8 protein-coding genes and 3 pseudogenes are annotated in these 10,353 nt (G+C 43.2%); 6 read left to right on the top strand and 5 right to left on the bottom strand.

Annotated elements, in window-relative coordinates:
• The 3 genes and pseudogenes from QUA53_RS27895 to QUA53_RS27885 form a co-directional block, all read left to right on the top strand.
• Nucleotides 1–649, top strand: a pseudogene (locus QUA53_RS27895) (transposase); the annotation flags it as partial.
• A 159-nt stretch (nt 650–808) separates the two neighbouring features.
• The gene (locus QUA53_RS27890) at nt 809–1,078 is read left to right on the top strand and encodes a transposase (RefSeq protein ID WP_333095974.1); all 270 of its coding nucleotides are present in this window, start codon (nt 809–811) and stop codon (nt 1,076–1,078) included.
• 787 nt (nt 1,079–1,865) lie between these two features.
• Complete coding sequence (locus QUA53_RS27885; protein WP_333095975.1) at nt 1,866–2,783, top strand: fructosamine kinase family protein; 918 nt, start codon at nt 1,866–1,868, stop codon at nt 2,781–2,783.
• A 79-nt stretch (nt 2,784–2,862) separates the two neighbouring features.
• On the opposite strand, the gene QUA53_RS27880 is transcribed toward QUA53_RS27885, so the two are convergent.
• Nucleotides 2,863–4,563, bottom strand: coding sequence for an ABC-F family ATP-binding cassette domain-containing protein (locus QUA53_RS27880; protein WP_333095976.1), 1,701 nt, complete (start codon nt 4,561–4,563; stop codon nt 2,863–2,865).
• A gap of 355 nt (nt 4,564–4,918) precedes the next feature.
• Here QUA53_RS27880 and QUA53_RS27875 point away from each other — a divergent pair.
• Nucleotides 4,919–5,181 (top strand): annotated as a pseudogene (locus tag QUA53_RS27875) (element excision factor XisH family protein).
• A gap of 104 nt (nt 5,182–5,285) precedes the next feature.
• Entirely contained in the window at nt 5,286–5,573 is a 288-nt protein-coding gene (locus QUA53_RS27870; protein WP_333095977.1) for an element excision factor XisI family protein, read from the top strand.
• Nucleotides 5,574–6,162: 589 nt separating this feature from the next.
• Here the strand turns inward: QUA53_RS27870 and QUA53_RS27865 are convergent.
• The 3 genes and pseudogenes from QUA53_RS27865 to QUA53_RS27855 all read right to left on the bottom strand — a co-directional run bounded on the left by QUA53_RS27865 (nt 6,163) and on the right by QUA53_RS27855 (nt 8,862).
• Nucleotides 6,163–7,013: pseudogene (locus QUA53_RS27865) on the bottom strand (IS630 family transposase).
• Nucleotides 7,014–7,445: 432 nt separating this feature from the next.
• Nucleotides 7,446–8,165, bottom strand: coding sequence for a ribonuclease PH (gene rph, locus QUA53_RS27860; RefSeq protein WP_333096076.1), 720 nt, complete (start codon nt 8,163–8,165; stop codon nt 7,446–7,448).
• 139 nt (nt 8,166–8,304) lie between these two features.
• Nucleotides 8,305–8,862, bottom strand: a complete 558-nt coding sequence (locus QUA53_RS27855) for a nucleoside monophosphate kinase (protein ID WP_333096077.1) — start codon at nt 8,860–8,862, stop codon at nt 8,305–8,307.
• Nucleotides 8,863–9,218: 356 nt separating this feature from the next.
• On the opposite strand from QUA53_RS27855, the gene QUA53_RS27850 reads away from it, so the two are divergent.
• Nucleotides 9,219–9,746: a P-loop NTPase family protein gene (locus QUA53_RS27850; RefSeq protein ID WP_333095978.1), complete on the top strand. Its 528-nt coding sequence runs from the start codon at nt 9,219–9,221 to the stop codon at nt 9,744–9,746.
• A 128-nt stretch (nt 9,747–9,874) separates the two neighbouring features.
• On the opposite strand, the gene QUA53_RS27845 is transcribed toward QUA53_RS27850, so the two are convergent.
• On the bottom strand, nt 9,875–10,138 hold the full coding sequence (locus tag QUA53_RS27845) for a hypothetical protein (RefSeq protein ID WP_333095979.1): 264 nt from the start codon (nt 10,136–10,138) through the stop codon (nt 9,875–9,877).
• Between the last annotated feature and the right edge of the window lie 215 nt (nt 10,139–10,353).

Raw genomic sequence — 10,353 nt, 5'->3', positions numbered from 1 at the left:
AAAAAATCCGCTCAGCAAGATTAGTAGAAAGAGCAAGAACTTTCTGGCGTTAGACCGAGTGCCATCTGCTATGCCTTTAAAAAATTGAAAATTACCAGTAAAAAAACAATTTAGCTATCAAGAAAGAGATCGAGAATCCAGAATAAAATATTACAGAAATCTGAGAGAATTAATTAAAATTTATGGCAGTAAAAGCATTGTATTTATTGATGAATCTGGATTTGAGGAATTTGAATGTTGTGTTTGTGCCTGGGTACAAAGAGGAAAAAAAGTCTATGGCGAAAGACCAGGAAAACTGGGAAAAAGAGAAAATTTAGTAGCAGCAAGAAGAAAAGGAAAGAAGGACTTAATTGCACCAATGCTCTTTATGGGTAGTTTGAATGCAGAAGGATTTGAAGGATGGTTATCTTTATATTTGTTACCAGATTTAACAAGTCCATCTATATTAATTATGGATAATGCACCCATTCATCGTAAGACAGTCATTAAACTATTGGTTGAGGAGGCGGGTCATCAGATAATATTTTTACCAAAATACTGTCCTGACTTAAATGATATTGAGCATGATTTTAGTGCATTAAAGAGAGCTAAAATGTATGCGTCTCCTGGCACATCTCTTGATGAAATTATTCGTGCTTATTGTGCATAAAAAGTTTCTCATACTTATTTGAAATGACTATATGGAGTCGTAGAGCCAGCAACAGGTGAACAATATTATCAAGAATTTGCTCAGCTTAATTACAACTGTTTTCAGGAGTTTTTAAATGGATTTAGTCAAAAACACTGAGAAAGCTTCAATCTAATTATCATGGATAATGGTAGCTTCCATAAAGCTCTATTATTAGACTGGCATGACCATGTAATGCCAATATATTTACCTGCATATAGTCCTGAATTGAATCCGATTAAAAGATTGTGGGAACATACAAAAAAAGACCTCAAGTGGGAAAATTATTCGAGTTTAGATAAACTCAAAGAACAGGTAAATAGAATTATCAAATCTCTCACGAATGAAGAAGTTTTATCTCTCTGTGGTTGGGACTATATCCTTGAAGCTATATTTAGTGCAACTTCATAGTAACTTGGTATAAGTTGTCCAGAGTCTCCGATAACCATAGTGGTTTCCATCTTTCAATCTCCGTTTAGTTTCTTTGAATCCTGTTTATAGTTTAAGACATGTCAGAAGTGGGCTACCATTTTCAGGCGGTGTCATGTTGGGATATTCCTCAACCCTTATCCTCTGCATTACACAGGGCGTTCGCTTTCTCTGACTTCCTTTACCCCCTAGACAATTCGGCTGTGATTACTCTTGGCTTACTCTCTTGTTTCGACCTTAAGAGAGAGTCTATTGGGCTTACCGTGTTTCGCTTTTGATAACCTGCGAAAAAGGTTGGGGTTCGGCTCATACTCCGATAGCTTTTTGAACTTCTTTATTAGACAGCGAAACTTCTAATAATCAGCTATTTACCTTTTGGTTAAGGTGTTCCAGCCTGATTTCACCTTTTCGTGTATCACGGAGCTAGATTAGTCGTTTACTTATCGTTAACCCTTCCTTTTCTTCCTCTTGCATACACTACCGATTTAGGCTATCAGCTTAGATGCTTGTGTGGTCTGCACTCCAACGATTTTATTACTTACTTTCGTTGTGACCGGACTCGGATTGAGTCTTTTACACGAGGACTGAGGAGAAGTACCCCAGAGAGAGACGGCTCTCTACTCATCAAATGCGACTTTGCACGTCGCGGTTCACATTACACAGCCTCTTTCTGAGCTTCAGATAGGGGCTTTGTTGTTTTTGCTGATTAAGTTGCCATACCTGTTAAACTAATTTCGATCGCCCTCAACCCTCAACACGATTTGATGCTATGTGGGACAAAATTGCCGCGCACATCTGTGAAACAACCGGAGAAACATTTTCTCTCGACAATCGGCGTTCTGTCAGCGGTGGCTGCATCAATCAAGGCTATTATATCAGCAGCAGTTCCCGCGCTTACTTCGCGAAAATCAATCAAGCTTCCCAAGTCGCGATGTTTGAAGCTGAAGCGCTGGGTTTGCAGCAAATGGGGGAAACCCAGACGATTCGAGTGCCTGAGCCGATTTGCTGGGGAATAGAGGGAAATTCAGCTTATATTGTGCTGGAATGGCTGGATTTGGGAAGTCGCGGTGGCGATCGAGCTTGGGAAGAAATGGGGCGAAAACTCGCCGAAATGCACAAATACACCCCCCCCAACCCCCCCTTGCTAAGCGCGAGAGAAGAGCCTAATTCGGGATTGTGGAGGGGAGTTTTTGGGTGGGATATTAATAATACGATCGGATCAACTATACAAATTAATAATTGGACGGCAAACTGGGCAGAATTTTGGGCAGAACATCGGATTGGTTATCAGTTAAAACTGGCTAGGCGTCGGGGCGGTCATTTTCCGCAAGGGGAACGTTTATTAGAGATGATTCCTGAATTGTTAGCTGGTTATGAACCTCAACCCTCGCTAGTTCACGGGGATTTGTGGGGGGGAAATGCGGGGGTGACATCTGCGGGGGAACCGGTGATTTTTGACCCGGCCGCATATTTGGGAGATAGAGAAGTTGATATTGCGATGACTGAGCTATTTGGTGGATTTCCGGCGCAGTTTTACCGGGGATATAATCAGGTTTGGCCTTTGGGTTCAGGGTATGAAGAACGCAAAAATGTTTATAATCTGTATCACATTTTAAATCATTTTAATTTGTTTGGTGGGAGTTACGAGTCCCAGGCGAATCAAATGATTAATCGAATTTTGGGTTAGTTAAGAATCAAATTCTTTTTTAACCACAGATGCACGCAGATAAACGCAGATTTAAGGTTTATCTGCGAGGGTTACAAGTTTATTTCTGCTTAGCAGCAGCTTTTTTATTTGCCTCTTTTTCGGCTTTTTTAGCTGCTTTTTCTGCTTCAAGTTTGGCTAACTTAGCTAGCTCTTTTTCCTCAGCAATTTTATCGAGATAGTAGTGGTAATCTCCCAAATAAGGGCGAAATTCTCCATCCCGAATCTCGACAATTTTGTTAGCTACTTGGGAGATGAAATAGCGATCGTGCGAAACGATTATTACGGTACCGTCATAATTCTGAATCGCTTCTTCCATCATCTCTTTCGCCGGAATGTCGAGGTGATTTGTAGGTTCGTCCAAAATTAGCAAATTCACAGGAGTCAACAGCATTTTTGCCAAAGCTAGGCGGGCTTTTTCGCCGCCGCTTAAAGCGCCAACCTGTTTGAATACTGTTTCGCCGGTAAACAAGAACCGCCCCAACAAAGTCCGAACTTCTTCATTTTTCCAGTCGGGTACTTCGTCGTGAATGGTTTCGATCACGCTTTTATTCAAATCTAAGGCTTCTGCCTGATTTTGTTCAAAGTAACCGGGGATGACGTTGTGACCTCCCAATTTGACTGTACCTTCAGAAGGCTTTTCTAAACCCATAATAAGTCGCAGCAGGGTTGATTTTCCCGCGCCGTTGGGGCCGAGAAAGGCTATGCGATCGCCCCTTTCAATTAACAAGTCTGCTCCCAAGAATAGGATTTTTTCGCCGTAGGTGTGCACCAAATCTTCAATTATTGCTACTTCGCGGCCGCTGCGGGGTGCGGGGGGAAAGCGGAAATGCAAAGTTTTTAATCCGCCGGTGGGCGCTTCGATGCGTTCGATTTTGTCTAACTGTTTCTCGCGGCTTTTGGCTTGGGTACTGCGAGTGGCGCTGGCGCGGAATTTTTCTACGAATGCTTGCTGTTTTTCGAGTTCTTTTTGCTGGCTTTCGTAGGCGCTGAGTTGGGCTTCTCTGGCTTCTGCTTTTTGCAGCAGGTAGGAGGAGTAGTTGCCAAGGTAGGTGCTGGAAACACCGCGTTCGGTTTCGACGATTTGAGTGCAGAGCCGATCGAGAAATTCTCGGTCATGGGATACGATTACCATTGGGGTTGTCAGCCCTTTGAGGTATACTTCCAGCCATTCGATGGTTTCTAAGTCGAGGTGGTTGGTAGGTTCGTCTAGTAGCAGAATGTCGGGTTTTTGCAGGAGAATTTTGCCCAAACTCATCCGCATTTGCCAGCCGCCGCTGAAGGCGCTGACTAATCGATCGCCATCTTCGGGTTCAAATCCGATTTCGGGCAGAATTTTCTCGATTTGGGCTTCTAAACCGTAGCCGTTTAAGCCTTCAAATTGCCGTTGCAGCCGATCCATTTTGTGGATCAGTTCGTCGAGATTTTCTGGAGAGGAGTTTTCCAAGTCTCGATGGACTTGCATTAGGGATTCATGGACTTCGTTGGCTTCGCTGAAGGCACGCCAAAATTCTTCTTTGACGGTGCGAGTCGGATCTACTTCAAATTCTTGGGAGAGGTAGGCGATGTGCAAGCTGGCGGGGCGAATAACTTCCCCGGCGGTGGGTTCGATTTCGCCGGCGATGATTTTGAGTTGGGTGGATTTACCGGCACCGTTAACGCCGACTAAGCCGATGCGATCACCTGGCTTGACTTCCCAGGTGACATCTTTGAGTACGACGCCTGTGGGGTAAATTTTACTGATGTGTTCGAGTCGCAGCATTGTTGTGGGGACTGGGGAAGGGCAGGTTTAGCGGCGGATGGGATGCCGGCGCTGAGGTCGAGTTAATCTTAACAAATTTTAATTATATTTAGCGTCTTGCCAGATTTTGATTTGGTAGGAGTTACGCGAAGAAACGGGGTTTCTCTGAAAAATCGCAGATTCTGGGCTAGAGATATAGGAAGAAGCCGGGTTTCTGGCCTGGATGTGGGTTCAGGACTATTTAGTGGGGCGATCCTCTTCGAGGGCTTCGCTAACGGGCGATCGTGTTGTTTCAGATTGAATTTCTCGAATAATGGTTGAGACTTCTGCACATTATAATAGTCAGTGTCAACCTCGATAGCAAAAGAGAGCGATTGTGCCAGCAAGAGACATTTATCATCAAGTTGTCAAACAGGCTCTCATTAAGGCTGGCTGGACAACTACCCATGATACGTATCCCTTGGCTTGGGCGAAGAGAAACCTATTGATCTTGGTGCCGAAGAGCTATTAGCTACTGAGAACAACGATCGCAAAATAGCCGTTGAAGTTAAAAGTTTTATCATAGAGTCTAGAATTGCAGATTTAGAGCAAGCTTTGGGTCAATATACTCTTTACTATGACATCTTAAAATGGACGTAATCAGAAACACAACTGTATCTTGCAATTCCACTAAATGCTTTTACAGAGATTTTTGATGGAGAAAAATCTGGTCAGATATTGCTAGATAATAACCGCCTAAATTTGTGTTTTTTTTTCAAGCCAAAAATAGAGAAAATAGTACCAGGGATAGCTTAAATAATTATCGCAAACTTGTTAAGCATCTCCTTACTGAATACGCTGAGATTCCCATTTTTGACAGTTGTATCCAAAATGAAATAAATTTTGATTTGGAAAATGACCGTTATATGTTAATAAATATAGGTTGGTTTAATGAGCAGCGTATTCACCATTGCGTGATTCATATTGATATTATTGACGGTCAGGTGTGGATTCAAGCAAATAATACCGATCGCCTGATTGCTGAGGAGTGAGTTGCAGCGGGAGTTCCTGCCGAATCAATTGTTTTGGGACTTCTACCGCCTGATGTTAGACCTTATACTGCTTATGGAGTGCCTACTAGGGAGCAGCAGCGAAAATCCTTGAAAGTATGATGGAGTGCAAGCGATTTGAGTGGGAGGGCGATTCCCTACGGGATAGCTTCGCTTCACGTACTTCAAAAACTTTTAAAGCAAGCGATAGGAGAAGGTTGTAGAAAAGTGAGGGTGAGAAGGTGCGATCGCCCTGGGATCGGGTGCGAGCGTTTTGACGGGGCGACAAGCAAGTGGAAAGACTTACAAGACTTACGGTTTGAGTTGATATACCTCAAAAAAGATCGGAGTCGGTGTGTTCGGTGATGTTTTTTGGGTTTCTCTCGTGGAAAATGAGGCTGCATCGGGCGCTCGCTACCGATCATATGAGTGAATAAACCTGTCAATAATCCCCTATCTTTTTCGTAGTTCAGCAGTCTTAATGCTCTTATAATCAAAGTTTCAGAGGCGTTCTCATCCCCTAAGTGCCTTTCGTAAAGCTAAGTTTTGCTAAGATGTAATAAATATAGTCATTTCAAATAAAAAAGAGACACTATTGAGCGTAGTAGGCACAGATGAGTTCATCTAAAGATGTGCCAGGAGGAGCATACATTCTGGCTCGCTTTAAGGCACTAAAATCGTGTTCAATATCGTTCAGATAGGCGAGAATATTTCGGGAGAAAAAGAACTTGATGACCCGTTTCCTCTAGCAGTTCTCGAATCGCTGTTTTTCGATGAATCGGTGCATTATCCATGATTAATATAGATGGCTTTGTTAGAGAGGGTAATAAATATAAAGATAACCACCCTTCAAAGCCTTCTGCATTGAGGCTTCCCGTAAAAACCATTGGGGCAATTAAGTCCTTTTCTCCTTTGCGTCTTCCGGCTACTAGATTTTCTCTTTTTCCCCGTTTGCCGGACTTTTCACCAGATTTTTTTTTCCTTTTTTTGACCAGCCAAATGCACAATCGTGAAACTCTTCAAATCCTGACTCATCAATCAATAAAAACCAGACTTTGACTTCCAGATACTTTAATCAATTCTCTCAGATATCTGTAGTATTTCATTCTTGCTTCTCGGTTTCTCTCCTGGTAACGAAGTTGTTTTTTTTTCGAGTAATTTTAATTTCTTTAAGAGCCTAAGATATGGCACTTGGTCTTACTCCAAACTTCATGGCTCTGTCGATTAATCTGGCATCTGAATTCTCTTTTACCTCCTTTTCTAAGGCTTGCCCATCTAGTTTTCTCTTACGCCTTTTTACCTGTGTGGCTCTAAGGTCTGTCCGACCCAGCCACCGATATATCGTTGCCACAACTACCTGAAAAAGTCCGATCGCTTGAGCGATACGACCGCCATTTTCTACATAATCCACTACTCTTTTTCTCAATCAATACTGTAAGACATTTTCCTAGCGGCTTCACTATTTTTATTCATTTTACCTCATTTTTAAATAGTCTCATACTTATTTGAAATAACTATAACTCTTGGACGTGTTGCCCAATCAATGTTGTCGGTTTTAGTTGACATTGGTACTCCTACGAAAATGCCTAAACAGAGGGGAAAATCCCCCGGCTGGGAAAAAGGAAAAGTACGTACTAAGTCACCGTGCTATCCCACTGTTAAAAAACGGGTTTCTCGACGCAAAAAGTGTTCAATATTAGCTGTTTAATCTTCTACCTATTGAATTTTTGAGCAACAGCTTGCCTTCTATTCAAAGGCAGCTAGTTTTAGCTGCGACCATTTTTTAGTCTAAACTCCAGCTATTAACAGAAGTACAAAAACTAAAAGCAAATTTACAGGAAAATCGCGACTAAATATATCAGTAACTAGATGTACCTACTCCACTAAAGCCAGCCGCTGAGCCTCCAACAATTCCTGAATCCCCGTTTCTGCCAAATCCAAAATTTGATTTAACTGACTCCGGCTGAAACTTCCCTCTTCCGCAGTTCCCTGAATTTCGATGATATTCAAATCTCCATTCATTACCACATTACAATCAATTTCTGCCGCCACATCTTCAAGATAATTCAAATCTAAAAATGGCTCGCCTTCCAACAGTCCGACAGACACGGCCGCCACTTGACGAATAATGGGCGATCGCACCAAATCACCTTTTTGCACCAACTTATTTAAAGCATCAGCCACAGCCACAAACCCGCCAGTAATTGAAGTCGTGCGAGTCCCCGCGTCAGCTTGCAAAACATCGGCATCGACAAGTATGGTGCGTTCTCCCAATAATTGCATATCCAAGCACGATCGCAAACTGCGCCCAATCAACCGCTGAATCTCTTGAGTCCGTCCCGATAATTTCATAAATTCCCGCTCTTGTCGCTGCGGCGTAGAACCAGGCAACATTCGGTATTCCGCTGTTAGCCAACCTTGTCCGGTATTCTCCAGAAATCTCGGCACTCCCGGCTTGATTGTAACGCTGCAAAGTACCTGAGTATCGCCACTTTTTGCTAGCACGGAACCGCTAGCAAATTTAGTAAACTGTCGATCGAAACTAATCGGACGAAGTTGATTTGGTTGTCTGCCATCGGGACGCTGGAAAGACATAATATTTAGGTAATTGGTAATGGGTAATTGGGCATTAAACATTTAAAATTTGGTATTAATCTTCCGGCTTTTTTCATGCGTTAAATATGCAGTCATTCAATCTAAAATCTACAATCTAAAATCTAAAATGCTATGACGATTAGCCCTTAGCCTCGATTAATTTGAGAATATCCTGCTGGACTTGTTGTGGGGGTTGAGCGCCATCAATAGTTAACAATTTGTTGCGGTATTCGTAATACTCTAAAAGAGGAAGAGTGCATTCGTGGAACAAATCGAGCCGACGCTGTAAAATTTTAGGGTGGTCATCCGATCGATCGCGCTCGATCGACCTGCTCAGCAAAACCTCGATCGGCACTTTCAGCCAAACTGCCCAATCTAGCTCCTGCGCCAACTCCTCTAATAAAAAATCCAACTCCTCAGCTTGAAAAGCCGTTCGCGGATAGCCCTCCAACACCCAGCCATTAAAGACATCCCACAGCAGCAGCCGACGGCGAAAGAATTCAATCATAATTGCGTCGGGAACTAATTCCCCTCTTTCGACATAAGACACCGCCAGCTTGCCTAAATCTGTATCTTCTGCGATCGCCTCCCGTAGAATGTCCCCCACAGCCAGCAAAGGAAGGCTCAAATTGCTGCACAGTAGTTCAGCCTGAGTTCCCTTTCCCGCTCCTGGCCCTCCCAGAATCACCACTCTCACAGTCTCTGCTCCTAGTGCCGCGACATTCAAATTTTACGCGATGTGTGTACTTTTTCTTCAAAGCCCTGGACGCCACAAGGCTCTCATCACCTTGGTTTTTCACCCTATAACTGTATAAATGTCAAGCTCCACGCCGTATTTTGGTAAAAAACCCCGTTTCTGCGTAAGTGCTAATTGAGTTCAAAAATCGAACAAACGACTGCGAATGCCACTGTCGCGAGCTTTTGACAACTTGTATATATAGTGTTCGATCCGATGTGCACTCGGCCCCGTACACTATATATTGTCAAGCAGGCTTCAGCCACGCCAAGGTCGGAGCTGCACTCAAGACTTAGTTGCTGATTAAATATTGCCCTATGGTTGCTCAGTTACAAACCCCTAAACTCAATTTAAACCACAGCTTGCCCTACACAGTTCAAGGGCTGGTGCAAGTCTTTACAGGCCCGCACCGCTGCTTTTTTACCAGTGTCATGGCTCAGGCCCTCAGAATTGCAGGACAAGGATCTCCCGTGCTAGCGGTGCAGTTCCTCAAAGGGGGAATTAATCAAGGGCATCAGCATCCGGTGCGGCTGGGGCAAAATTTAGATTGGGTGCGCTGCGATTTGTCACGCTGCATTGAGAATGCTGATTTAGATGAGCTGGAGACGCGATCGATCGAACAATTGTGGCAGTATGTTCAAAATGCGGTGCGCGAAGGTCGTTATTCCTTAGTTATTCTCGATGAATTGAGTTTAGCGGTTAATTTGGGATTGATTCCCGAAGCCGAAGTGGTGGCATTGATTGACAACAAGCCACATCATTTGGATATGATTTTTACCGGGCCATCCATGCCGCAAATAATTTTGGATGTTGCCGACCAAATTACTGAAATTCGCCGCAGTTAAGGACAATGATTCAAGTTGCGATCGCTTTTTTAGCAGTCGCATTTTTTATGTAAAAAAACAGTATCAAAAAAAAGAGGCGATCGCTTAGCTCAAAGAGCGATCGCACGCTGATCAATTTACCAGCGACGTTACGCTTGAACTATCGGATCGAAAACAACACTCAATCGATCCGCCGGCACCATCCGCTTGAGAATTTTCAAGTGACCGTCTGCATCAGACCAACTGCGAAACTCACCCACAACCACCTTTTCCACATTTGGAAGCGAGCGAACTATAGTCCACGGCTTGAGACGTTTTTCTTGCAACATACTAGATAAATCTCCTGGGTAAATTGGAGCAAAAGCCAGTCCCCATGGTTGGCCACCGCCGAGGACTGGCTTTTGACTTTGCAAACTTGCCTTTCTCTAAGAACATAGCACAAAAAAAAGGGTTTGGGATTATATCTTACTTTTCGCTTTTTTTAGAGCTATTTTCTACCTAACAGATGATTCAACTCAAAACTTGTTAACTCTTTAATTCCCAAGGCTCTACTGAACTTATGGTTATAAGTTTATCTAATCAGACCAGCAAGCTAATACGCGATTCCTAAAATTATTAAAATTAGAAA

Origin of the sequence: Microcoleus sp. Pol12B3 (genome assembly GCF_036701355.1) — a bacterium.
In the GTDB taxonomy this organism is placed as follows: domain Bacteria; phylum Cyanobacteriota; class Cyanobacteriia; order Cyanobacteriales; family Microcoleaceae; genus Microcoleus.
The sequence above is the reverse complement of the archived record's forward strand: the minus strand, read 5'-3'. Positions and strand labels throughout refer to the sequence as shown.

Coding starts and splice junctions, on each gene's coding strand:
- QUA53_RS27890 (WP_333095974.1), top strand. CDS start 809: ATGGATAATGGTAGCTTCCATAAAGCTCTATTATTAGACTGGCATGAC.
- QUA53_RS27885 (WP_333095975.1), top strand. CDS start 1,866: ATGTGGGACAAAATTGCCGCGCACATCTGTGAAACAACCGGAGAAACA.
- QUA53_RS27880 (WP_333095976.1), bottom strand. CDS start 4,563: ATGCTGCGACTCGAACACATCAGTAAAATTTACCCCACAGGCGTCGTA.
- rph (WP_333096076.1), bottom strand. CDS start 8,165: ATGTCTTTCCAGCGTCCCGATGGCAGACAACCAAATCAACTTCGTCCG.
- QUA53_RS27850 (WP_333095978.1), top strand. CDS start 9,219: ATGGTTGCTCAGTTACAAACCCCTAAACTCAATTTAAACCACAGCTTG.